This window comes from Enterocloster citroniae (genome assembly GCF_040545455.1).
Taxonomy (GTDB): domain Bacteria; phylum Bacillota; class Clostridia; order Lachnospirales; family Lachnospiraceae; genus Enterocloster; species Enterocloster citroniae.
In genome coordinates, this window is the sequence record NZ_JBEPLZ010000020.1 from 66,448 (window position 1) to 91,693 (window position 25,246).

The 25,246-nt window shown below is 50.0% G+C and carries 25 protein-coding genes; 22 read left to right on the forward strand and 3 right to left on the reverse strand.

Going from position 1 to position 25,246, the window contains the following annotated elements; translation table 11 throughout:
• The first annotated feature begins 567 nt into the window (after positions 1-567).
• Genes ABID13_RS21025 through ABID13_RS21050 form a run of 6 tightly spaced genes read left to right on the forward strand, consistent with a single transcriptional unit; the run spans position 568 to position 6,065 of the window.
• Positions 568-2,502 carry a BglG family transcription antiterminator gene (locus tag ABID13_RS21025; protein ID WP_048929157.1) on the forward strand — a complete coding sequence of 645 codons (1,935 nt, stop codon included), beginning with the start codon at positions 568-570 and terminating at the stop codon, positions 2,500-2,502.
• Positions 2,495-2,905, forward strand: coding sequence for a PTS sugar transporter subunit IIA (locus ABID13_RS21030; RefSeq protein ID WP_048929156.1), 411 nt, complete (start codon positions 2,495-2,497; stop codon positions 2,903-2,905). The genes ABID13_RS21025 and ABID13_RS21030 overlap by 8 nt, the downstream gene beginning before the upstream one ends.
• 31 nt (positions 2,906-2,936) lie before the next feature.
• Positions 2,937-3,416, forward strand: a complete 480-nt coding sequence (locus ABID13_RS21035) for a PTS sugar transporter subunit IIB (RefSeq protein ID WP_045094137.1) — start codon at positions 2,937-2,939, stop codon at positions 3,414-3,416.
• Between the two features lie 37 nt (positions 3,417-3,453).
• A complete protein-coding gene (locus ABID13_RS21040; RefSeq protein WP_007862232.1) occupies positions 3,454-4,686 on the forward strand; it encodes a M24 family metallopeptidase in 1,233 nt (410 codons plus the stop codon).
• Positions 4,687-4,713: 27 nt separating this feature from the next.
• Positions 4,714-5,817 carry a PTS sugar transporter subunit IIC gene (locus ABID13_RS21045; protein WP_242849212.1) on the forward strand — a complete coding sequence of 368 codons (1,104 nt, stop codon included), beginning with the start codon at positions 4,714-4,716 and terminating at the stop codon, positions 5,815-5,817.
• Between the two features lie 14 nt (positions 5,818-5,831).
• A complete protein-coding gene (locus tag ABID13_RS21050; RefSeq protein WP_242849211.1) occupies positions 5,832-6,065 on the forward strand; it encodes a PTS system mannose/fructose/sorbose family transporter subunit IID in 234 nt (77 codons plus the stop codon).
• Positions 6,066-6,184: 119 nt separating this feature from the next.
• Here ABID13_RS21050 and fsa read toward each other — a convergent pair whose 3' ends face one another.
• Positions 6,185-6,838: a fructose-6-phosphate aldolase gene (gene fsa, locus ABID13_RS21055; protein ID WP_007862230.1), complete on the reverse strand. Its 654-nt coding sequence runs from the start codon at positions 6,836-6,838 to the stop codon at positions 6,185-6,187.
• 216 nt (positions 6,839-7,054) lie between these two features.
• A complete protein-coding gene (locus ABID13_RS21060; RefSeq protein ID WP_007862229.1) occupies positions 7,055-7,804 on the reverse strand; it encodes a DeoR/GlpR family DNA-binding transcription regulator in 750 nt (249 codons plus the stop codon).
• Between the two features lie 275 nt (positions 7,805-8,079).
• Here ABID13_RS21060 and ABID13_RS21065 point away from each other — a divergent pair, with 275 nt between their 5' ends.
• A complete protein-coding gene (locus ABID13_RS21065; RefSeq protein WP_007862228.1) occupies positions 8,080-8,604 on the forward strand; it encodes an adenine phosphoribosyltransferase in 525 nt (174 codons plus the stop codon).
• Positions 8,605-8,708: 104 nt separating this feature from the next.
• Here the strand turns inward: ABID13_RS21065 and ABID13_RS21070 are convergent, their stop codons facing one another.
• Entirely contained in the window at positions 8,709-9,482 is a 774-nt protein-coding gene (locus ABID13_RS21070; protein WP_048929155.1) for an IclR family transcriptional regulator, read from the reverse strand.
• A gap of 307 nt (positions 9,483-9,789) precedes the next feature.
• Here ABID13_RS21070 and ABID13_RS21075 point away from each other — a divergent pair, with 307 nt between their 5' ends.
• The 15 genes from ABID13_RS21075 (at position 9,790) to hisS (ending at position 25,237) form a co-directional block, all read left to right on the forward strand.
• The gene (locus ABID13_RS21075) at positions 9,790-10,764 is read left to right on the forward strand and encodes a 2-keto-3-deoxygluconate permease (protein ID WP_007862225.1); all 975 of its coding nucleotides are present in this window, start codon (positions 9,790-9,792) and stop codon (positions 10,762-10,764) included.
• 54 nt (positions 10,765-10,818) lie between these two features.
• On the forward strand, positions 10,819-11,097 hold the full coding sequence (locus ABID13_RS21080) for a UxaA family hydrolase (protein WP_007862223.1): 279 nt from the start codon (positions 10,819-10,821) through the stop codon (positions 11,095-11,097).
• Positions 11,098-11,114: 17 nt separating this feature from the next.
• Positions 11,115-12,281 (forward strand): UxaA family hydrolase, encoded by a 1,167-nt coding sequence (locus ABID13_RS21085; protein ID WP_007862221.1) that lies wholly within the window; start codon positions 11,115-11,117, stop codon positions 12,279-12,281.
• Positions 12,282-12,317: 36 nt separating this feature from the next.
• Positions 12,318-13,112 (forward strand): HpcH/HpaI aldolase family protein, encoded by a 795-nt coding sequence (locus ABID13_RS21090; protein ID WP_007862220.1) that lies wholly within the window; start codon positions 12,318-12,320, stop codon positions 13,110-13,112.
• A 17-nt stretch (positions 13,113-13,129) separates the two neighbouring features.
• Positions 13,130-13,297: an iron-containing alcohol dehydrogenase gene (locus tag ABID13_RS21095; protein WP_147329428.1), complete on the forward strand. Its 168-nt coding sequence runs from the start codon at positions 13,130-13,132 to the stop codon at positions 13,295-13,297.
• Positions 13,298-13,308: 11 nt separating this feature from the next.
• On the forward strand, positions 13,309-13,473 hold the full coding sequence (locus ABID13_RS21100; RefSeq protein ID WP_156200008.1) for a hypothetical protein: 165 nt from the start codon (positions 13,309-13,311) through the stop codon (positions 13,471-13,473).
• A 92-nt stretch (positions 13,474-13,565) separates the two neighbouring features.
• Complete coding sequence (locus ABID13_RS21105) at positions 13,566-15,008, forward strand: extracellular solute-binding protein (RefSeq protein WP_007862215.1); 1,443 nt, start codon at positions 13,566-13,568, stop codon at positions 15,006-15,008.
• Between the two features lie 42 nt (positions 15,009-15,050).
• A complete protein-coding gene (locus ABID13_RS21110) occupies positions 15,051-17,009 on the forward strand; it encodes a sensor domain-containing diguanylate cyclase (protein WP_007862214.1) in 1,959 nt (652 codons plus the stop codon).
• Positions 17,010-17,104: 95 nt separating this feature from the next.
• A complete protein-coding gene (locus ABID13_RS21115) occupies positions 17,105-19,390 on the forward strand; it encodes a RelA/SpoT family protein (RefSeq protein WP_007862213.1) in 2,286 nt (761 codons plus the stop codon).
• A gap of 99 nt (positions 19,391-19,489) precedes the next feature.
• The gene (locus ABID13_RS21120; RefSeq protein WP_045094142.1) at positions 19,490-20,131 is read left to right on the forward strand and encodes an MBL fold metallo-hydrolase; all 642 of its coding nucleotides are present in this window, start codon (positions 19,490-19,492) and stop codon (positions 20,129-20,131) included.
• Positions 20,132-20,147: 16 nt separating this feature from the next.
• On the forward strand, positions 20,148-21,641 hold the full coding sequence (hemZ, locus tag ABID13_RS21125; protein ID WP_007862210.1) for a coproporphyrinogen dehydrogenase HemZ: 1,494 nt from the start codon (positions 20,148-20,150) through the stop codon (positions 21,639-21,641).
• Between the two features lie 286 nt (positions 21,642-21,927).
• A complete protein-coding gene (locus ABID13_RS21130; protein ID WP_007862209.1) occupies positions 21,928-22,773 on the forward strand; it encodes a tyrosine-type recombinase/integrase in 846 nt (281 codons plus the stop codon).
• A 369-nt stretch (positions 22,774-23,142) separates the two neighbouring features.
• Positions 23,143-23,490 carry a hypothetical protein gene (locus ABID13_RS21135; protein ID WP_048929152.1) on the forward strand — a complete coding sequence of 116 codons (348 nt, stop codon included), beginning with the start codon at positions 23,143-23,145 and terminating at the stop codon, positions 23,488-23,490.
• A complete protein-coding gene (locus ABID13_RS21140) occupies positions 23,465-23,740 on the forward strand; it encodes a hypothetical protein (RefSeq protein WP_007862206.1) in 276 nt (91 codons plus the stop codon). Before ABID13_RS21135 ends, ABID13_RS21140 begins: the two co-directional genes overlap by 26 nt.
• Before the next feature lie 231 nt (positions 23,741-23,971).
• Positions 23,972-25,237 (forward strand): histidine--tRNA ligase, encoded by a 1,266-nt coding sequence (gene hisS, locus ABID13_RS21145; protein ID WP_007862205.1) that lies wholly within the window; start codon positions 23,972-23,974, stop codon positions 25,235-25,237.
• Positions 25,238-25,246: the final 9 nt, after the last annotated feature.

Below are 25,246 nucleotides of genomic sequence, written 5' to 3' on the forward strand. Positions count from 1 at the left end.
CACAAATCCGAGTACCAGGGGGTTCCGGGAATATATTGAGAATATTTATCAGTGTTAAATATTTATAGTGTATAATAATAGTCCTGACGGTTGCATTTGTCAACAGTATATGCTGTATTTTTGCAGTTTTATAACAGAGCCTTTTATAACAGAGACGAAAAAGAGGTGTACTGTAATGTCCATAATGTAGTGGACATAATTCCAAAATGCCCCTTCTTAAAATTTCATGGTATGGTTGTTATAATGCAGAGTAGGAGGTAACCAATGAATATCACCCTCAGTGGACAAGGGGATACACGCCCCAACCGCCGTCTTTTGGCGGCTGGCCGCGTTAACGTCAGTCGGCGTACGCCCAGTACGCCTTCATCCGTTGCCTTGCCAGCCACCAAAATACGGTGATTGGGGTCCGAAGGAGTTTTGCGCCTCAGATTTGTGATTCTGCAAGGCACTGGAACGAGGCGTACTGGACGTACGCCGAGCGACAGTAACGCCGCAGAATCGCAAATCTGTGGTGCAAAACCGTGTGTCCCCTTGTCCACTGAGGGTAGGCAGATATCATTTCTTAATATGCTGGTCAGCCACAGCGGGGAATTTTTACCCATTGATCGTTTTGCGGAGGATTTACAGGTATCCCAAAAGACATTGAGAAGGGACCTGGATCTCATTGAGACTTATCTGAAGGATTTTGACGCAGGGATAGAGAGAAGGAGCGGTGTGGGGATCAGGCTTCGGATCCAGCCGGACACAAGGGATCAGCTGCGCAACCGGATCTCTTATCTCACCTACGTCAGCCGCAGCTCGGAACGTAAATCCTGGGAAAAGGAGTCCAGGCGCATGGATATTGCGCTGAACCTGCTCCTCTATTCGGATGAGTATACGTCCCTTTCCTCCCTTGCCTATAAATATTACGTGAGCAAGAGCACCATCAACCACGACTTATGCCTGCTGGGAGAGATGCTGGGTCGCTTTTCACTGGACATTACCAGGACTGCAAATGGAACCATCATATCCGGCAGCGAGCGCGGGATCCGCCAGGCCATTGTCTATATCCTATCTTACATCCTGGATCCCGGGATCATCCTTTCCAGGGGCGGTGAGACCGCGGGCGTCAGCTGCAGTCCGGACCCGGATACGCTTGCCACCATACTGGATATATTCAGGGAAGAGGACATCTGCGTTGTAAACCGGCTGCTGTGCAGGGTGGAGGAAGCATACGGGTATAAGTTTGACGACAGTGAGTTTGTAAACGTATCCTTAAACCTTCTGGTTATGGCATACCGGTTGAAAAACGGCTGCACCCTGGAGGGGGAAGGACGCCTCGGTGGGGCGGATTCTGACGAAGTAGTTTCCGGTGAAGCGGATTCCTGCAGGGCGGTTACCGGTGGGGCGGATTCCTCCGGGACGGGATCAACGGATCCCATGGGAGCCGGGGCAATAGCGGATGAGGTGCAGGACAGGATGTGGGATCAGTATCAGATCCGGCTAACCCCGGCTGAACTGGAGGGGGTCAGGAATATTTTCCTGGTCACTCATCTCTTTGATTCATCAGGCGGCAGCGGGTGCAGCAATGAAGTGTTCCAGCTTTTCAGCGAGGATTTTATTGACGCCTTTACCACCATCACCAACATCAGCCTGCGGGAAAACCCCACCTTTTGTGAAAATGTGATCGCCCATATCAACCTTATGTTAAACCGCCTGTTTCACGGCACGCCGGCCAGCAATCCGCTGATGGAGCTGCTGATCAAGGATTACCAGAGTACCCTGAACGTGTGCAGAATCATCTGCAGTATTCTGGCCCAAAAGTTTCATTTGCCGGAGCTAAGTATAGATGAGATCAGTTTCCTGATGTTGTATATTCTGGGCGAGACTGTAAGGCAAGCGGAGCATGCCAAGGTTCTTTTTGTCACGGGCCTGGCAAAGAGTGTGGCCAATCTGACAAAACTCAGGCTGCAGCAGCATTTTCCTCAATGGATATTTGAGACCTGTACGCCGGACGGATACCCGGGCGTAAAGAAGGGGTCCTATGATTTCTGTATTTCCACAGTGATGCTGGAGGAGGGAAAGGACTGTCTGCCCTATGTGTTTGTATCCCCCATTCTGGAAAGCAGGGATTTCCAGAATATCCAGGAGCTGTTCTGGAAGACAAACGAGAGCGCTTCCATGTACCTGCTGGAGCTGATGCGTATCGTCAATGACCTCCATGATATTGGTTGTACGATTGATTATAGTACAAAAGCTCTGTCCGGGGGAACGGACTGTCTCATACGGATATCAGCCCTAAAGGGGATCCAATATATTTATTCCATTCATGAACAGGAAGAGAACCATTGCACCTTTGTGCTGGATGAAGACAGCAGGCGCATCATGTACGTATATATCGATATGTGCAATCTGGATTTTATGCTGTTTTCTTCTAAGATCGTATACCTTCTGGACAACTGTCCGGACGAGATTCTTCCTGATTTCATACATTACCTTACGGAAGGAGATACCAATGTTTAAGATTATATTGTTTATGCACGGAAATCTTGCATCGGAGTTCATCAGGGCATCCTCCCTGGTGTTTGGGGAGCAGAAGGACATGGAGGCGTATGGACTGGAGCTGGGATGCGATGTTGACGGGCTGAGGGAACGTATCAGAACCTCCATTGTGGATTCAGCGGACCGGGGACAGGAGGTGCTGGTCCTCACCGACCTTATGAACGGAACTCCCTTTAATTCCATAATGCAGCTGGAAGAGGAGTGCTCATTCCGGCATTTTACGGGGGTAAACTTTCCGCTGCTGCTGGAGGTTTTAAACCGGCGGATGTCCCAGGACCTGGCTTCTGCCATTGTGGGGCTGGATGAGGTGGCCAGAAGGAGTATCTATGACTGTGATGCATTTTTAAGCCAGATCGCACTTTAATTTATATGATGCTGAAAGGAGAAGGAGTTTAATGAAACATATTTTAGTCACAAGGATTGATGACCGTCTGATCCACGGCCAGGTGGTGACGGCGTGGATCAAACAGTATCCCATTAACAAGATCCTGATCATTGACAATGAACTGTCTAGGAACAAGCTGATGGGGCGGATCTATAAGGCGGCAGCGCCGGTGGGCATTGAGGTGGTGATCATGGATCAGGAAATGGCGGAGGGATTTTTAAAGGAAGATCCAGGGCCGAAGGAAAATCTTATGATACTGGTAAAGGTTCCCCAGGTGCTGGAAAAACTCATAGGGAGCGGAATCAGCATAGACAAGATCATATTGGGCGGCATGGGGGCAAAACCGGGCAGAAAGACATTTAATAAAAATGTGTCCGCCAATGAGGAGGAGACGGGGTGCTTTAAACGGATTATTGAGGGCGGTGTGGAAATCTATTACCAGCTGGTCCCCAATGATAAAGAGGTAAATATCAGAAAAATGCTGTCATGATGGGAACAAAGGGAAGGAAAGACGAAAGGAGAAGAGAATGAACGAATACCCGGATTACTTAAAGTCCTTTTCCAGGGCGGAGTATGGGGCGCATATACAAAAGCTGCAGCAGGAGATGGGGGCATCAGGAATAGACATGCTGCTGCTGTCCTCACCGGAAAACATTTTTTACGCAACCGGTTACCGGTCCTGGTACACTTCCAGCCTGTTCCGCCCGGTCCTGGTCTTTGTGCCAAGGGTGGGGGAACCGGCCATATCCCTGCGGATTCTGGAAAAGTCCACGGTGGAAAATATAAGCTGGTGTCCCAATATCTATGCGGCAGGCACGAAGAGCAGGAATCTGGGACCCCTCAATTCAGAGGGACCGGCGGACGCAATGAAAAAGTTCCTGGGAGAACTGGGATATGAGGTAAAGACCGTGGGACTGGAGGCAGGGGACGGCCAGCATTATGTCTGGTCCCTGACCATTCTGAAGGAGCTGACGGATACGTTTCCCCACCTTATATTTACGGACGGCACTGCGGCGATCCAGGGGGCGCGCATGATCAAGACGCCATGGGAAATCGACCGGATCCGGACCGCAGGGTGGGTGACGGAAACAGCCATTGTGGAGACATTCCGCCAGATCAGGCCGGGTATCACCACGGAAAAGGACATTGCCAGGGGGATCGCCAGCAGAATGACGGCAGGGGGAGTGGATAAAATATCGTACCTTACAGTCAACTCGGGCAGGGACAAATACCATACCTTTAACAGCTATGCCACGGACCGGATCGTGGACCACAAGGACATTGTGCTGGTAGATATCAGCGGTCATATTGACGGCTATGCATCGGACCTGACAAGAGTCATGTACCTGGGCCATACACCGCCGGAGCAGTATGTCCGGATGGCTGAGACCGCAAGAAACTGCGTCCATGCCGGATTTGACATGCTAAGGCCCGGAGTAAAGGTGTGGGAGATCAACCAGGCGATCGAGGGGTATCTCAGAGGATCCAGATACGGAAGTAACGTGGTACATTCCAGCGGACATTCCACCGGCCTTAATGTGACTGAGTATCCTAATATTAGTGATGACTGCCATGAGACGGTCCGGGCAGGCATGGTGTTTGCCCTTGAGAACGGGGTTTACCCCTATGATCTGGAAAAGGGGGCAGGGACCATATGGATCTCCTTCCGCATGGAGGATGAGGCACTGGTGACTGAAAATGGGGCGGAGTGGCTCTCTGGACCGGGGAAGGCACTTTATACAATGGGGGATTTTTGCTAAAACTGACAAAAGAAGGAGGTTACGAGTATGATCATCATCAAAGCGTTATTGCTGGCAATTGCAGCAAACCTGGCAAGCGGCAGGGTGTGGAGCCCGGTCACATGGCCCTTCTGTTACCCGCTTATCAACGGCACCGTGGTTGGTTTTATTCTGGGGGATCCGCTTCTGGGACTGATGGCAGGCGCCACCATTAACCTGGCGTACATAGGGTGGATATCCGCCGGAGGGACCATGCCCTCCAATATCGGCATAGCTGGTGTGTACGGAACAGCCATTACCATACTGGCTAAGGCCACGCCGGAACTGGCCATAACCCTGGCCATACCCATCGGTCTGCTGGGCGTTCTCTTGTGGAACCTGCAGATGACCCTTAACGTATTCTGGGTCCATCGTCTGGACGCCAATGCCGAGAAGGGGGAGATAAACAAAATATTCTTTAACGCATGGCTGTTTCCGCAGCTGACCGCCCTGGTGGTCAACGGCACGCCGGCATTTATCCTGATGTTCCTTGGCGGAGAGTTCTTTAACCGTCTGTTAAACCAGATTCCCCAGGCATTTGTCAACGCCCTGAGCGTTACCGGCAATCTTCTTCCTGCCCTGGGTGTCGCAATGCTCTTAAACTATCTGGGAAAGAAAAAAATGATCCCGTTTTTTGTGATCGGTTTTTTCCTGACCACGTTTCTGGACCTGGGTATCATGGCTATCGCCATTCTGGGCGGGTGTGTGGCTGTAATCGTATACTATGCATCTACTGAAAAGGCAGCTGAGGAGTACGAGGATATTCCCGAGGAGGAACCCAAGACAGAACTGAAGATCCGCCTTAGAAAGTCAGATTTGATAAAGCACTGGCTCATTGGCCTTGGGGCAGAGGTGGGGTATAATTATGAGAGAATGCAGGCGTCCGGCAACGTGCTGGCCATGCTGCCTGTGATCCGGCGGCTGTACACGGACCCGGAGGATATAAAGGCTGCCCTGAAACGGTATCTGGTATTCTTTAACACTGAGCCGTCTTTTATCGGCAATATCATTCCCGGCATCTGCGCCTCCCTTGAGGAGGAGCGGGCAAACGGAGCCGACATTTCGGATGAGATGATCAACGGCTTACGGATGCATTCGGCATTCTGGGCTTAATGGTGATCGGTGCAATGGGCGCCCAGAAGGTTCTGGTCTACATCCCATTGCAGATCACAGTGGGGCAGACAACGGTTATTTTCCAGGATGTCCTCAATGGTCTCCTGCCAAATATGCTGCCCTTTGGCCTGATTATTGGCACATGGATGCTGCTTAAGAAAAAGGTTTCGCCCATCATGGTGGTGCTGATCCTGATGCTGGTGGGGATCGTGGGATATTATATCGGTATCCTGGGACTTGCGGCCTGATGACCGGCGGGGAGTAGAAATTAAAACCGGGAGTATAAAACCGGGAATATAAAACCGGGGATGCCAGATTGTACGGCGTCCCCGGTTTTGTAACATTTTAATTTGATTATATCTTCTGCTTACTCTCCAAACACTGCCTTATAGTCAGCCTGGAACTTGGCAATGCCCTGGTCGGTCAGAGGATGCTTGGTCATCTGAGCCAGTACGCTGTAAGGAACCGTTGCAATGTCAGCCCCTGCCTTTGCGCAGTCGATCACATGAATAGGATTGCGGACGCTGGCAGCAATGATCTCTGTCTCAATGTTGTGCATCTGGAAGATCTCAGTGATATCATAAATCAGGTCAATACCAGGCATGGAAATGTCATCCAGACGTCCCAGGAAAGGAGATACGTAGGAAGCGCCCGCCCTTGCAGCCAGCAGGGCCTGTGCAGCGGTAAATACCAGGGTCACATTGGTCTTTATGCCCTCAGCGTTCAGAACCTTGACAGCCTTTAATCCTTCAATGGTCATGGGGATCTTAACAACCATGTTGGGATGGATGGCAGCGATCTCCCGTCCTTCTTTGATCATGCCTTCTGCGTCAACTGTGGTAGCCTTAACCTCGCCGCTGATGGGGCCGTCCACGATCGAGGTGATCTCTTTGATGACCTCTGCGAAATCCCTGCCCTCTTTTGCGATCAGGGACGGATTGGTGGTAACGCCGCAGATAATGCCCATATCATTGGCTTTTTTGATGTCTTCTACATTGGCTGTGTCAACAAAAAATTTCATAGTAAATACCCTCCTGAATGATCCCGGACAGGTTTTCCTGCCCTCACCTTTATATTTTCTAAGTGTATTATATCGCATATACCCACAATGTCAAGCAAAATATTGCAAAAAAATGCGTTAATATGCGATTTTAACAGAAGAGAAACGGAAAAATAGAAAATAACACTTTGAAAAACGCAGAAATAACGCAAAGTCCGGCAAACAGATGCGTTATATCTATATAAAGTCCAATCCCTTATTCTTATAATCCACAGCCATCTCCCCCGAGACATCATTGTCCGTGATCAAGGTGGTGAAGGCTTCGATCCCGCACACATGGTATCTGGATACGGTGTTCAGCTTAATGGGATTGACCAGGGCGATCACGCGCCTGGATGTCTCGATCAGCTGGCGCTTGATGCTGACCTCATCCGGGTAAGGAATGGTCATGCCGTACTCGGGATGGATGGCGTACACACCCATAAAACACAGGTCCGGATGGTAGAGGGACGCCTGGCTGGCAGCTGTTTCGCCCACATTGGTCATGGATTCCTTCAGGAGATTCCCGCCCAGGACGATCACATTCACCTGCTCTTTCATGGAACAGGCATGGGCAATGGAGTAGCTGTTGGTGAGCACGGTTAGTTTCAGGCCGTTGGGGATGTTCTTGGCAAACTGGAGGTTGGTGCTGCTGCCGTCAATGGCCACCAGCTGGTCCTGCTCCAGAAAGCCCAGGGCTTTTGACACCAGACGCTGCTTCAGCTCAATGTCCGTGGTCTCCCGGTCAAAGAAATTGATCACCGGACGCTCCATGGGGATGGCGCCTCCAAATACGCGCTTTACCTGTCCCTTCTGATCCAGATCCAGCAGGTCCCTGCGGATGGTATCCTCGGATACACCCAGCTCCACGGCCAGACGGCTGACCACCACCTTGCCGGAGGAGTGGAGCTTGTTTAGTATCAATGCTTGACGTTCTTCTTTTAACATATTATCTATTCCTTTCCAGCAAAATATTGCAGAAATGCGCAAAAAAAAGCTGTTTCCAGTACTATTATACTGAAAACAGCCGCAACCTTCAATAGACAATCTCATAAAACAGGCATTGAAAACAGCCTGGAACCTGCGATGGAGTTTGCATTGCAGGGGTTTACAGTATTCTGGGAAACAAGTATAATGTAGTGGTAAAAGGACCAGGGCAAAACCGTGGGTCCCCTTGTCCGCTGAGGGTAAGTAAAAGGCAGAGATAGAAAAGAGGTAATAAGATGAAGAAATTGGAAGAGTATGTGAGAAGCATACCGGATTTTCCGGAGCCGGGAATCATTTTCAGGGATGTGACCAGTATCCTTCAGGATGCGGATGGGCTGCATCTGGCAGTGGACAGCCTGATCCATATGGTGGAGGACCTGGACTATGATGTGGTAATTGGGCCGGAGTCCAGGGGATTTATCTTCGGGGTACCGGTAGCTTATGCACAGCATAAGAGCTTTGTGCCTGTGCGCAAACAGGGTAAGCTTCCCTGCGAGACCATTTCCATGGATTATGAACTGGAGTACGGAACCGCCACCATCGAGATCCACAAGGATGCCATCAAGCCTGGCCAGAGAGTGGTGATCGTGGATGACCTTATAGCCACGGGAGGCACCACTGAGGCGATCATAAAGCTGATCGAACAGCTGGGGGGCGTGGTTGTGAAGATCTGCTTTGTAATGGAACTTGCCGGACTGAACGGGCGGGAGCACCTGAAAGGTTATGATGTGGATTCCGCTATTATATATGAAGGAAAATAGATCAGTGTATGCGGATATCTGCAGATAATCTAAAAAGCCTTTCCCGTTTAAGTGGGAAGGCTTTTTTCGTGTGCCGTTTTTTTGCTGCCGCCCGGGCCAATAGTTTATAAAAGAACGGACAGATCCACCTGACTGTCATTTAAGGTCTGTTCAATGACGCTTTTCTTTTGAAGAAGTGTCTTTAAGATCAGTTCTTCCTTCCGGCTGGTGAAACGGAAGGCCGGGGTGCTGATACTCAAAGACGCGATCACCGCCCCATTCCGGCAGATGGGAACCGCCCGGCACTGCACATCCAGGTAGCTTTCCTCATCGTCACAGGCAAATCCCTTGTGTTTTACATCTGACAGCTCTTTCATCAATACATTAAAGTTTGTTATGGTCTTAGGCGTCAGGGGCTTTAAGCCTTCGGGATACAGCTGCTCTATCTCATCAATGGAATACTGGATCAGCATACATTTGCCAAGGGCCGTGGCATAGGCAGGAAATGTGGTTCCGATGGAGGACACCATCCGTATTTTCTCAGTGGAATCCGCTTTTAACAGATAGTTGACATTGGGACCGTCCAGGGTTGCAAAGTAGCAGGTTTCGGAACAGATGGAAACAATGTCATCCATGATCCGGCGGACATATTTCAGGATATCAAACTTTTCCAGGTATTCGTTTCCGATTTTGTACAGGGCGGATCCAAGGGCATAGGTGTGGGATGCGGGATCGTATATAATAAATTTCCTGGCAAGCAGGGTGTATATAATGGGATTCATGCTTGTCTTGGGCGCATCCAGATGCTGGCAGATCTCTGTAAGCGTGGCAGGCTGTTTCCTGGAAGCGAGGTATTCTAAAACCTCTAAAGCGCGGTTAACGGCATTATGTATGTTCATGGCAGGCTCCCTTTCGCAATATGTTTTCTATTATTTCTTCTCAATTATAACGCATATACGCTATCTTTTACAAGATGAAGTTTTAAATGAAATCATTACATGGACCATATTAACTTATATAAAGCTGAATAACGTATATAAGTTAATATAAATAGATAAAATACAAAAAATTATCTGATCTGTAGATTTTTATTTGGTATATTTACAAAAAAATCAGGGTGTGCTATCATCAATATAGGTCCTAAATAGATTCTATATAACGTATATACGTCAATAAGAAACAATGGTAAAAAGGAGAAGGCATAAAATGAAAATTATGAAAACCATCAATAAGATTCCAGCAGGACTGATGATAGTCCCTCTCTTTATGGGAATTTTAATCAACACCTTTTGCCCCCGGGTTTTGCAGATCGGGTCGTTTACTACAGCCACATTTTCCAATGCCGGTGCGGCTTCGTTTATGGGAGTGCAGCTGCTTGGCATTGGCACCATGTTAAAATTCAGGGATATGCCCCAGGTTTTAAAAAGAGGAGGCGTACTGCTCCTGTCCAAGTTTTTGGCGGGCGTGGTGATCGGCTTGACCATCAATGCCATATTTGGCGACAAGGGACTGTTTGGACTGACAGCATTGGCATTGATCAGCGCTATCACAAACAGTAACGGCAGTGTTTACACGGCCCTTATGACAACCTATGGTGACAAAACAGACTGTGCCGCAGTAAGTATGCTGACCTTTAACGATGGCCCCTTCCTGACCCTGGTTGCCTTGGGAGCTTCCGGTCTGGCAAACATTCCCCTGATGTCGCTGGTGGCCGTGCTGGTTCCCCTGGTGGTGGGCATGATCCTGGGCAATCTGGATGAGGACTGCAACAAGTTTTTTGCACCTCTTGTGGGTTTGATGGTTCCTTTTGTGGGATTGACATTGGGCGGATCCATTAATCTGATGAATATTGTAAAGGGCGGGCTTCCCGGTATCATCCTAGGGCTCCTTGCCATGTGTATCGCCGGTCCATTTACCGTATTCTGCGACCGTAAGATTTCCAAACGCAGCGGTTATGCCGGGCTGGCGGTTTCCACCATTGCAGGCAATTCCATTGCCACCCCGGCAGCGGTCGCGCTTATTGATCCGGCCTGGCAGCCCTATGTGGCCGAGGCAACCACGCAGATTGCGGCGGCGGTGGTGGTAACGGCCATTGTGATCCCCATTGCAACCAGCGCCTGGATCAAGCGGTTTGGAAGTCCCAAGAATCCGGTGAATGGACATGCCGGTGAAGTATGGTAAAATAGGAGACAGACAGGGGTAAACAGGAGACAGATAAATGAGAGGAGAAAAGACATGTATAATGCGTTAATTGTTGAAAAAAACGATGATGTGGCCGTGGTACTGGAGGCCATCCATGTGGGGGACAAGGTTACATACCGGTATGGTGATGAGGAACGCAGTGTGGTATCTCTCAGCGAAGTTCCGGTCTATCACAAGGTGGCGGTGCGCGATATCAAAAGGGGGGACCATATTCTCAAGTACGGCGAGAAATTGGGAGTTGCGACCCAGGATATTAAGCTGGGCGAACATGTGCATGTACAGAACCTGGACAGTGAACGGGAAGACTTATAAGCAGGAGGAGAAAGATCATGAAAGATACATTTTACGGATATAAAAGGCCGGACGGCAGAGTGGGGATCAGGAACAATGTACTGATCCTGCCGGCCAGCATCTGCGCATCGGATGTGTGCCGTATGGTAAGTGATGCGGTTCCGGGAACCGTATCCTTTAACAATCAGAATGGGTGTTCCCAGACAGAGAAGGATTTTAAGTATACGCTGGACGTGCTGGCTGGATTTGCGGCAAATCCCAACATCTACGCCACGGTAGTCATTTCTCTGGGATGTGAGGTGGCGCAGATGGATATTGTGGTGGAGGCCATTGAAAAGCTGACCAATAAGCCCATGAAAACCCTGATCATCCAGAAAGAGGGCGGAACCATCAAAACCATGGAAAAGGCGGTCCGCTACGCGCGTGAATTTGTGATCGAGGCCTCCATGCTGACCAGGGAGGAAGCCCCCATCTCAGCGCTGCGCATCGGGACAAACTGCGGCGGGTCTGATCCCACCTCCGGACTGGCGGCCAACCCGGTGGTGGGCGGGGTCAGCGATATGCTGGCAGAGCGCCGGGCAGTGTCTGTTCTCTGCGAAACCACGGAGCTGATCGGCGCAGAGCATATCCTGGCAGCCCGTGCAAAGGACGAGACGGTGAAAAACAGGATCTATGAGATCATCAACCGCTATGAGGAGAGCATCCGGATCGTTGGTGAGGACATGCGGGGAGGGCAGCCCTGTGAGGGTAATAAGCGCAGCGGCATCACCACTATTGAGGAGAAGACTCTGGGCTGTATCCACAAGGGCGGCCACAGCACCATTATGGAAGTGATCGACTATGCCCAGGAACCCACACAAAAGGGCCTTGTGATCATGGACACGCCTGGAAATGACGCTGCTTCCGTGGCGGGACTGGCAGCCGGAGGATGTCAGATGGTCCTGTTTACAACCGGCATGGGAACTCCCACAGGAAATCCCATTGCCCCCGTATACCGCCTTACGGGCAATAAATTCACCTTTGCCAATATGGAGGACAATATTGACTTTGACGCCAGCGGCGTATTATCCGGAACAGCAACCATTGAGGAGCTTTCCATAGAACTGTTTGAGGAGATGTTAAATGTGGCAAACGGCAAGCTGACCAAATCCGAAAGCCTTGGCTTTAAAGAGATTGCCATTATGCGGGCATGTAATTACTTATAAATATGTGATTGGAGCAATGAAAGAAGGGTACAGGATATGATAAACAGATTTTTGGAAAAAACAAGGGCCGGGGAACTTACGGTGGGGACCTTTTTTGAGATGGGCCATGCAGCGGTGGGGGAAGTGATCGGCCAGACTGAGCTGGATTACTTTATTATCGACTGCGAACACGGTCCCTATGATATCGAAAGCGCAGGGGATGTGATCCGTGCCGCGGAGGGCGTCAGCGGGGGGAAGGTAACCCCCTTTGCCAGGAGCAGGGACAGTGGGAGGGCTTCCATTCTAAAATTGCTGGATATTGGCGCAAAGGGGATCATCATTCCCCATGTGCAGTCCCTGGAGGAAGCAAAAAAGATTGTGGAATACGGAAAATATTTTCCTGTAGGAGACCGTGGCGTGGCTGTGAGCCGTTCTGTAAAATACGGCCTGGGCCATGAGACGGACCAGGGTACAAAGGCCTGGTTTGAGGAGTGCAATGAGAAAGAACTCCTGATACCCCAGTGCGAGACAGTGGGATGCCTGGATCAGATCGAGGAGATCATGGCGCTGGATGGGATTGACGGAATTTTTGTGGGTCCCTATGATCTGAGCGCGTCCATGGGGATCCCGGCGGAATTTGACAGTCCAAGGTTTTTAGAAGCCATTAAAAGGATCATCAGGGCGGTAAAGGCAGCAGGAAAATTCGGGATCATATATGTGGATGATGAGACAACAGCTGCCCAGAGGTATGCACTGGGGTATAACAGCGTTACCATACAGCTGGATTCCACGGTTTATTTCAGAGCCCTGAATAAGATGGCGGATGAAGTCCGTAAGGCTGTAAGGTTATGAGGACATTTCCGGTCTGGATGAAATACGTACGTGAAGCAGGTCTGCCAACCACCCTTTCAGAGGAAAATGCAGACGAAGGCCGGTTGGAGGAACTGGCAGCTAAATGCACCATGGACGGACCGGTTGGAGGTCTGGAAAAGCTTGGAAAGGAAGATGTGGTACGTATCCTCAACCTTGCCCGTTAGAAGAATACTAAGTGTCACATAAGAAACAGCCGGGAGCTACCAGTAAAATGCTGGTCAGCTCCCGGCTGTCCTTTGATAACTCCCCCTCCCGGCGGGATTATACCGGGCATGTATGGCGGGTCCGGGCACTGACCTCCAAGGCGGACCGAAGGTTTTTTTTCGTGCCCAAGGGGTGAAAAAAAGCCCGGATAATTCCTTGAACAAAGTATCTGTCCGTAGTACAATAGTAATATTATTATAATGACGAAACGGTAAAGGAGTATGCCGAATGGGACAAAAGAGGGCTGTATTCATAGCGGCGGCATGTGCATTATCAATTTCCATGGTGCTGGGGGCATGTTCAAAGGAAACGGCAGCGGATCGTGAGCCGGCTGTCCAGGAGGAGAATATGAAGCTGGTATTCTGGCATTATTATAATGATGCCCAGAAGAAGTATCTGGACCAGCTGATACAGGAATACAATGATACGGAAGGAGCAAAACGCCATGTGACCGTGGAGGCATACAGCCAGGGCTCTATCGGAGACTTGACCAACAAGATAGATCTGGTGCTCAACGGCTCCACCAATGATGTGGAGATGGCTAACATGTCCCTGGCTTACAGGGATATGGTAGTGGGCGTGGTGCATAATAACAATGAAAAGCTGGTGGATGTGGGAGAATATCTTACAGAGGATGAACTGGCCCGGTATAACCAGGCATACCTGGAAGAGGGATATATCGGGGACCGTCTTTATATCCTTCCCCTGGCAAAGTCCACGGAGCTGCTGCTCATGAACCAGACCCGTCTGGATGAATTTTTAGAGGCCAATCCCCAATATTCTGTTTCAGGCATGGCCGACTGGGACAGCCTGGAGGAGATGGCGGAGGGATATTACAAATGGACCGATGACATGACCCCTGACCAGGAAGGAGACGGAAGCCCCTTTATCGGACTGGATAACCTTGCCAATTATTTTATTGCCATGAACCATGCCATGGGTTCCGACATTTACCACTACGACCAGGAGGGAAAACTGGTCATAGACCTGGAAGAGGAGTATGTCAAGCGCCTGTTCCTCAACTACTATATACCGTTTACCAAGGGGTATTACGGGGCCAGCGGCAAGTACAGGAGCGATGACCTGAAGCAGTCCATACTTGCGGGATACATTGGCTCCTCTTCCAGCGTGCTCTATTTCCCGGATGAGGTGGCGGATGCCAATGAAGACATGGTGCCCATTGAGATGGGAGTATATAAATATCCGGTACTGTCCGGCTGCAGGGAAACCGCCATCCAGCAGGGAGCCGGTGTGGTTGTCTTTAACCGGAGCGGGGAAGAGAACAGGGCCAGCATGGATTTTATCCGCTGGCTGACAGTGGACAGGGGGTTTGAACTGGCCTCATCCATGTCTTATATGCCGGTCAGTGATGAGCCTATCACCCAGGAACAGAAGGACCTGGTGGAAAGTCCTAAGGTTTTAAAGGGTCTTGAGGCGGGACTTGAACAGAGCAATACTTACCAGATGGTATATGGTTTTGATTTTGAGAATTCCTATGATGTGAGGACGGAGCTGAACGACTGCCTGAGCATTGCGCTCAGCCAGGGGCGCCAGGAGTTTCTGGATCTTGTAAACGGGGGAATGACCCCGGAGGAAGCCGCAGAGTCCATGGATTACGATGGAAAAGCTGAACTGTTCTATGAACAGGTGAGGGAAATTTTTGGCCAGTAATATCCGGTAATGCGGTTGCCTGTCGGAATGGAGATTCGTCCTATGAAAAAACGTTTGTTAAGCAACAGGGTGAGGAATGCCATCCTTATGGCGATCCTGCTGCAAAGCATCATATTTGGGATCGGTTTGGTGATAACCGGGACGTTCTCCGGTACAGCCAACCGTCCTTATAAGGTTATGGAGTCCCAGGTGGCTGAAAAGAATTCCCTTTTATCCAGTTACATGAATAATGTGCTTCTTCTGGCAAACACCATGGAGAAGGAACTGGCCAAGATGACGGACGAGGTAGAGATCCAGAACAGGCTTGTGGATAACCTGAACCATGCGTCCTCATCGGACGGTATTTTCTACATTGACCTGGACGGCAGGGAAGCCCTGGTCCTGCATGACGGGGAGCCGGACATCTATTCATCCACCTATGGGGATATCAGCTGTACCATCGGCCGTACCCAGAGCAGTTATCCCATTGCCCTTTCCAAGGACTGGCGCCCAAAACTCACGGATCAGGAGTGGGGGATGGTGGAGCAGTTCTGGGAAAATAAAGGAAATGGCGGCACCTGGTTTTTTACCAGCGAGCGCCTGTACTATGTGCTGAGCCAGGAGTCCAGCAGGGGCAGAAGGATCATGGGTCTGGAGATCAGCAGCGACATGCTGGATTCCTGCCTTAAACTGGATAATCCGCCCTATCAGGGGATGACCATGCTGCTGCTGTCGGATGAGTCGGTCCGCTTCAGCCTGGATCAGACCTTTGAAGGGACCGGATACGATCTTGAAGAAAAGACAGGGTATATATCCCTGACCAATAATGGAGTTGGCTATGACGGCGTGCGCAGTGCCCTTCAGACCTACGGGTATATGTACGGCGGGGCTGTCTATGTGGCTGCCGTGTGCCACCATTCGGAGCTGACAGCCCTGTCCCAGTCCACCATTCTCATGGTGGCGGGCGTGTACCTTCTGTCCATTTTTATAGCCATTATTTTTTCCTATATTGCCATATATATGGTGCTTAAGCCCATACAGCGGCTTCAGGAGGATATCGCCTGCCAGAAGCCGGAGGAGGTCCATTTCAGGGAAAGCGGTATTGTGGAGATTGACAGGATCCATCAGGCCCTGAACGACATGGCTGATAAACTGGAGCAGAGTTATTCCAGGTATTCCTTTACCATGGAATCAGCAGGGGATAATGTGGGCAGCTTTGAATACCAGGAGAAAGGGGGAAGGGTCAAGGTAAGCCCTTCTGTCAGGATCCTTTTGGGCATCCCGGCGGACAGCAGGGAGCCGGTGAATGAGATAGACTATGACAAGTGGAGCCGCATTCTCGGCAGCTTGGAACAGATCGAGGAACTGGAGGACGGGTATGCCTTTACTGACATTTACGGTGACAGGCGGGCTGTGACCATCCGCCAGCGCAGGGAGGAGCACGGCGTATTTGGCCTGGTAATCGATAAGACAGATGCCTATAATGAGATCGTGCGTCTCAGGAACATTTCCCAGCACGATCAGCTTACCGGACTTTATAATTCCTCCTACCTGAAAAAGGAAGGACAGAAGATACTGGATGAAAATGCAAACCGGGTAAATGCCCTGGTATTCTGTGACCTGGACAATTTAAAGTATATCAATGACAACTTTGGCCACGAGATGGGAGACCGTTACCTGAAGGCCATGGCCGATCTTTTGACCTCCATGACCCAGGGGGAGCAGTGTATTGCGGTCCGTCTGTCCGGTGACGAGTTCGTACTGTTTTTCTACGGATATGACAACAGGGATGTCATTGAGCAGAAAGTGCGGGATGGATACGCGGGCCGGCCTTCCCTGAGGCTTCCTGACGGTACGGACCACAGGATCAACGCTTCCATTGGGCTTGCCTATGCCCAGAGGGAGACGGAGAGCATGGACGGCCTGCTAAACCGTGCCGACCGCGCCATGTACCGGGTAAAACATGGTGAGAAAAACGGTATAGCGATATATGACAAGTCAGATGAGGCGGGGCCGGCATAGGCCCCGTCAAGCTTTTTTCTATACTCCCCTTGCTTTTTTGCATAAAAAAAATTATAATGTATTTTGACTATCCATAGGAAAAGGTGACCGCAGATATGGCAAATGAGGGAACAAAAGAAAAACTGGATATCGAATTGGAAGCTCCGGCTGACTTTACAAGTCCTGAGGAGCTGTACCTGGATCTGATCAAAACCATCCGTAAATACCACCCGTCCGATGATATAACAATGATTCAAAAGGCATATAAGATTGCAGACGAAGCCCATAAGGAACAGAGGCGCAAGTCAGGCGAACCTTATATCATCCATCCGCTTTGCGTGGCCATTATACTGGCCGACCTGGAGATGGACAAAGAAACCATTGCTGCCGGGCTTCTTCATGATGTGGTTGAGGATACGATCATGACCCTGGATCAGCTGACCAAGGAGTTTGGTTCAGAGGTTTCATTTTTGGTGGACGGCGTTACAAAGCTGACACAGCTGAACTGGGACAAGGACAAGGTGGAGATCCAGGCAGATAATCTGCGCAAGATGTTCCTGGCCATGGCTAAGGATATCCGTGTGATTATAATCAAACTGGCCGACCGGCTGCACAATATGCGCACCGGACAGTACTGGAAGCCGGAAAAGCAGAAGGAAAAGGCCAGGGAGACCATGGAGATCTATGCCCCCATTGCCGACCGTCTGGGTATTTCCAAGATTAAGATTGAGCTGGATGACCTGTCACTTAAGTTCCTTAAGCCGGAGGTGTATTATGATCTGGTGGAGAAGGTGGACCTGCGCAAGGATGCCAGGGAGACCTTTGTACAGGAGATTGTGGATGAAGTAAAGAGCCATATGAAGGAAGCTGGCGTGGAAGCCACGGTAGGCGGAAGGGTCAAGCATTTCTTTAGTATTTATAAGAAGATGGTGAACCAGAATAAAACTCTGGATCAGATATATGATCTGTTTGCAGTGAGGATCATGGTGGAGACAGTGAAGGACTGTTACGCGGCCCTTGGCGTGATCCACGAAATGTATAAGCCCATACCGGGCCGTTTTAAAGACTATATAGCCATGCCCAAGCAGAATATGTACCAATCGCTGCACACCACCCTGATCGGGGGCAACGGGCAGCCCTTTGAGATACAGATCCGCACCTATGAGATGCACAGGACTGCGGAGTACGGTATTGCAGCGCACTGGAAGTACAAGGAGAGCGGCAGCGGACAGGTGCAGGCCGGCAGCGAGGAGGCAAAGCTCAGCTGGCTGCGCCAGATCCTGGAGTGGCAGCGGGATACGGACGACTCCAAGGAGTTTCTGAGCATGGTCAAGGGAGATCTGGATCTGTTCTCAGACAGCGTGTACTGCTTTACCCCGTCAGGTGATGTGAAGACACTTCCCAGCGGCTCCACCCCCATCGATTTTGCATACTGTATACATAGTGCAGTGGGGAATAAGATGGTGGGAGCCAGGGTGAACGGAAAGCTGGTACCCATTGAATATGTGATCCAGAACGGCGACCAGCTGGAAATCATCACGTCCCAGAATTCCAAGGGACCCAGCCGTGACTGGCTGAACATTGTTAAGAGCACCCAGGCCAAGAACAAGATCAACCAGTGGTTTAAGAACCAGATGAAGGAAGATAACATTGTCAGGGGCCGGGACGCCATTGAGCGTTATTGTAAGACAAAGGGTATTAACTGGTCGGATATCAGCAAACCGGAATTCATGGAAAAGGTAATGAACCGGTATGCATTTAAGGACTGGGAATCCGTTCTGGCATCCATTGGACATGGCGGCATGAAAGAGGGCCAGGTCATCAACAAGATGATGGAGGAACGGGAAAAGAAGATCAAACGCGAGATCACGGATGAGGATGTGCTTAAGGGGATCGCGGACACGGCTGGAAGGTCCGGCGAGGCCACGGTGCGAAAGTCCAAAAGCGGCATCGTGGTCAAGGGGATCCATGACCTGGCCGTGCGTTTTTCCAAGTGCTGTAATCCCGTGCCCGGGGATGAGATCGTGGGTTTTGTCACCAGGGGACGGGGCGTGTCCATCCACCGCACGGACTGCATCAATATCATCAACCTGCCTGAGGATGAGCGGGGCCGGCTGATTGATGCTGAGTGGCAGGTGGCGGAAGGGGCTACCTGCAATGAGCAGTATTCCACTGAGATCAAGATCTTTGCCAACAACAGGATCGGTATGTTTGCGGACATTTCCAAGGTGTTTACCGAGAAGCAGATCGACATTACTTCCATGAATGTGAGGACCAGCAAACAAGGTAAGGCAACCATTATCATGACATTTGATATACACGGTACCGAGGAACTGAACAGGCTTACAGACAAGATACGCCAGATCGAGGGCGTTCTGGATATTGAGAGGACCACGGGCTAGGGTGTGGATGAATATTCATCCGGCCCGGGGAGCCGGTGCCAATTCGCCGAGGCGGATGGAAGCCAGGCAGATTGAAGCCAGGAGGAGAGGGGGAAGGATATGAGTGATATGCGGGTTAAGACATGTGTGCTGGGAGCAGTGAGCACCAATTGCTACCTGGTTTACAATGAGGGCACCAAAAAAGCCGTGATCGTGGACCCGGCGGATAATGCCCAGTTTATCCTGAACAAATGTAATGAGCTGGGGATCACCCCGGAAGCCATTCTTCTGACCCATGGGCATTTTGACCATATCATGGCTGCGGAGGATGTGCGCCGTTCATTTCATATTAAGATTTACGCCTCTGAGACAGAGGACGCAATGCTGTCCGATTCCGGCCTGAACCTTTCAGGGGGATGGGCGGGAAAGCAGACCAGTTTCCATGCAGACGTGCTCCTTAAGGATGGGGATGAGCTGGAACTCATCGGTTTCCGGTGGAAGGTGATCGAGACTCCGGGCCATACCACTGGCTCTGTGTGCTATTATGTGCCGGAGGAAGAAGTGGTGTTTTCAGGTGACACCCTGTTTTGCGAATCCTATGGGCGGACGGATCTGCCTACAGGAAGCAGCAGCCAGATGGTGTCCTCCCTTCTGGATAAGGTCTTTGCGCTGCCGGATGATACCATGGCATATCCGGGGCATGGGGACACCACCACCATTGGGTATGAGAAAAAGAACAATCCCATTGCATTTTACAGATAACGAAAGCAGGACTGATATGATTGGATTATTAATACAGGATAACGCATATGAACAGGACATCAGAGAACTTCTGATGTCCTTTTATCCGGGGGAACTATACGCCCATGAATTAAAGGATGATCTGGAATTTTATGTGGAGACAGCGCTGGGGGATGGGACGATCTCCGTCATCATATGGGAAAAGGATGGAGAAAAGGAAGCTGGCAGTGACGGCAGCGGGGATATCACCTGGAAACCGGTCATGAGCCGTACCGGGACATCGGATCTGTCCGATCATCTGGCCACTAAAAATGTGGTGAAAAAGATGTTTTACCAGATGCTGGTGGAGCGCACGAAAAAAGAACTTCCCTGGGGATCCCTGACCGGTATCCGTCCCACCAAGATCGCCCTTACAAGGCTGGAGGAGGGCTGGAGGGAACAGGATATCCGCTCCTTTATGAAGGAGACTTATATGGCCAGTGATGAGAAGATCGACCTAAGTATTGAGATCGCTGCCAGGGAAAAAAAGCTGTTGGAACCCCTTGACTACGATCGGGGGTACAGTCTGTACGTGGGAATCCCTTTCTGTCCCACCACCTGTCTGTACTGTTCCTTCACCTCATTCCCCATCAGCAAGTGGACAGGGCGTACTGGTCTTTATCTGGAAGCCCTGTTTAAGGAACTGGAGTACACGGCAAAGAAAATGCAGGGCAGGCCCCTGGATACCATCTATTTTGGGGGAGGCACCCCTACAGCCCTTCCGGCAGAGGATATAGATGCAATATTATGTAAACTTGAGCAGCTGTTTGATAAGGAACATGCCCTGGAATTTACAGTGGAAGCAGGGCGCCCCGACAGTATTACGGAGGAAAAGCTGAAGGTACTGCGGGATCACGGCATTACCCGTATCTCCATCAATCCCCAGACCATGAACCAGAAGACGCTGGAGCTGATCGGACGCCGCCATTCCGTGGAAATGGTGAAAGAGCGGTTCATCATGGCCAGGGAGCTGGGATTTGACAATATTAATATGGATCTGATCATGGGCCTTCCTGAGGAGGACCTGGATGATGTGCGCTACACCCTGGAGGAAGTCAGGAAGCTGGCTCCGGACTCCCTGACGGTCCATTCCCTGGCCATTAAGCGGGCAGCCCGTCTTCACATGTTCAAAGAACAGTATGAGGGCCTGAAGATCAGCAACACGCCTGAGATGATCGATCTAAGCGCCGCCTGTGCCAGGGAGATGGGTATGGAACCGTATTACCTTTACCGCCAGAAGAACATGGCCGGCAATTTTGAGAACGTGGGCTACTCCCTTCCCGGGAAGGCATGCATATACAATATCCTTATCATGGAGGAGATGCAGACCATTGTTGCCTGCGGCGCCGGCACCACCACAAAGGTGGTATTCCCCTCGGAGAACAGGCGGGAACGGTGTGAGAACGTGAAGGAAGTGGAGCAGTATATAAGCAGGATTGATGAGATGATAGAGCGGAAGGAACGGATCCTGGATCCTTTTACATCCAGATAGTCCGGAACAGATGAGAAATTCCGCCTGTGTGGCCCTGCTTTGCGAGAGATCCATGGGTGGATTTAAACTGAAAAAAATTTTGATGACTGAGGAGGTACTTCCCGTATGGGGAGTGCCTTTTTGTTTTTTTCAGGATAATGGTCTGAGGTATTGGTCTGAGGTATTGGCCTGAGGTATCAGTTTGAGATATCAGCCTCCAATTTGCGATGATTTGGTGTTATCTATTCAATTTTGGACAAGATAAGTATAAAATATGTAATTACAAATTGTGAATAGGAGGAATTATATGGAGGGAAATGTAATTGCAAGAAGTGACCTGACGGAGTTTAAAAATTATCTTCGTGACAGGGAGCGATCTGTGAGGACCATTGATAAGTACTGCAGGGATGTCGCTGCCTTTATGGGCTATGCCGGCGCCAGCCAATGCGTTACAAAGGAAGTGGTAATAGGCTATAAGAGACATTTGCAGGAGACATATAAAATAACCAGCGCCAATTCCATGCTGGCCGCGCTGAACTGCTTTTTTCATTTTAAGGGCTGGGACGATTGCAGAGTGGGTCTGTTTAAGGTACAGAGACAGCTGATGGGCAGCGAGGACCGCAAACTTACAAAGGAGGAATACAAAAGGCTGATCAAGGCGGCCTGGAGCAGTGAGAACAAACGGCTGGCCATGATCATGGAGACCATAGGAAATACGGGAATACGCGTAAGCGAGCTTTCTTTTATCACGGTAGAGTCACTGTATACCGGCCGGGTGGAAATATACAATAAAGGAAAATGCCGGACGATCTTTATCATAAAGGAACTGCGCCGCCTGCTTTTGGAGTATTGCAGGGAACGGAATTTGTCGTCAGGCCCTGTATTTGTGACCTCAGGAGGAATGCAGATGAACAGAAGCAATATATGGTCGGAGATGAAAAAGCTTTGTACCAAGGCAGGGATTCCCAGACAGAAGGTATTTCCCCACAATTTAAGGCATTTGTTTGCCTACACCTATTATGGGATCGATAAGGATCTGGTACACCTGGCAGATATACTGGGGCATTCCAATGTTGAGACCACACGCATTTATACGGTTTCTACCGGGGAAGAACAGGAAGCAGTGATGAAGAAAATGAAAATGATCATTTGATGGATAAAACGACATAATACATATTATGTTTTACAAATACATAAAAACAGCGTATTATCTGTAACAATAAGCTGGTTTCCATGGATTTATTATATCACAAAACCGTGAGCAGGCAATATTTTTTTAAGGGAACTATCCAGACTCCTCTTGGGATCTCCCTGCAGAACCCTGCAGAACCGCGTAGAACCATGTAATACTGCCCAATGCCATGCAACACCATACAAAATACATGGTATGGGCAGCGTTATGTGGAAAGGGCCGGGGCCAAAAGGTGATAAAAAATACGACATAATATGTATTATGTAGTTACAATCTGCCTGGAATTTAATTTTTGTTTTGCGGTTTGTAAAAGCAGGTAAGGAGTCACGTATGATTAAATCAAACAAGGTGGAAGATGGTTACAGTAGGGAAGTGTGCAGCAGGGAAGATACAGGTTCCGCATTGCTGGAAGAACTCAGAGAGCTTTTAGGCTGCACATATTTATCGGATCTGAGAACCTGGTACTGGCAGTCGGTCCTTCGCCTGGTACTGGACCGGATACCCCGGGAAAAATACGGCCTGAAGTCATGGAATCAGGCCGCGGGCTATATTATGGGAAAAGGCATATCCTGTACCAGCTGCCAGGAGGCAAGGGAGGCCCTGACCGAGTATTCCTTACAGCGGCTGGAGGACCGGATGGATTGGAGGGAGGATGTACGTGGCGGCAGACACAAGTAATCTGAAAGTATGCGTCCGCGTCATGGGGGAAGCCCCAGGCCGCCCCTGCGCCATGGCTTCGGTCAGGGTCAGTGAAGGGGTTACCATATGCGGCATCCGTATTTACAGCAGCAGAGGTAGGCTGAGTGTTGTCTACCCGTATCTGAGAGAAGGGAAAAAACAAATGCCCGCTGTTGTGATCAGCGGGCCGGTTAAGCTGAAACTGACGGACCTGATCCTGGAGGCGTATGAGTATGAGAGAATGAGGTAGGTCCATATGGCGCGGGAGCTTACTGACGGGGCAGTCTGCAAAACGTTTATGTTTGCGCCAAAATCATAATCATACAGCACCAATATACAGCAGGACAGCCAAAATACAGGGCCGTCCTGCTGTATTGCTGCTTTATATGGGGAAAATTCCTTAAAACACTTGCAAAATCGTAAAAGTTATTTAAAATATAGGTATTGACTAAAATCAGAATGAAAGAATGGGAGAATGCATATGGCATTGGCGAAGAAACCGGTTACCGGTATGAAGGATATCACTCCTGCGGAAATGCAGATCCGCGAATATGTGATGGATCAGATCAAAGAGACTTACAGGGGTTTTGGATTTTCACAGATAGAGACCCCCTGCGTGGAGCATATAGAAAACCTGACCAGCAAACAGGGAGGGGATAATGAAAAGCTTATTTTTAAGATCCTGAAAAGGGGAGACAAGCTGAACCTGGAGACTGCTTCTGGGGAGAACGATCTGGTGGACAGCGGGCTGCGCTATGACCTTACCCTTCCTCTGTCACGCTATTATGCCAATAATGCGGCAAACCTGCCAAGCCCTTTTAAGGCCCTGCAGATGGGCAGCGTGTGGCGTGCCGACAGACCACAGAAGGGACGTTTCCGTCAGTTTGTACAGTGCGACATTGATATCCTGGGCGATCCAACCAGCCTGGCTGAGATTGAACTGATCCTGGCTACCACTGCGGCTCTGAGTAAGATCTGCCCGGACAATGCATTTACAGTCAGGATCAATGACAGGGAGATCTTAAAGGGAATGGCTCTGTACTGCGGATTCCCGGAGGATTCCATGGACCAGGTATTCATCACACTGGACAAGATGGACAAGATCGGCCTGGAGGGAGTGGAGAAGGAACTTTTAGAGTCCGGATACCAGAAGGAATGTGTTGACAAATATCTGGACATGCTCAAGAATGTGACCAGGAATGCGGATGGTGTGCGGGCCCTTGGCCAGAAGCTGGCAGATGTAATGCCCCTTGAGGTGAGCCGTAATCTGGCACACATTATGGACACGGTGACTGAGGTGTCTGAGGCTGATTTCGGCCTGGAGTTTGATCCGACCCTGGTGCGCGGCATGTCCTATTACACGGGAACGATCTTCGAGGTTTCCATGGAAGGATTCGGAGGTTCCGTTGCAGGCGGAGGACGCTATGATAAGATGATCGGAAAGTTTACAGGCATGGAGACACCGGCCTGTGGTTTTTCCATTGGATTTGAGCGGATCGTAACCATTCTTATGGACAATGGTTTCAAGGTGCCCGGAGCAGGAGAAAAGAAAGCGTATCTGTTTGAAAAGGGAGTGGACAGTATCACCCTGGCCGGCGTGATCAAAGAGGCCATGGAGGAGCGCAAAAAGGGCGCTCATGTGCTGGTTGCCCAGATGAACAAGAACAAGAAGTTCCAGAAGGAGCAGCTTGGAAATGAAGGTTATACGGAGTTTAAGGAATTCTACAAGGAAAGCTTGAAGAAATAAAGGAGATAA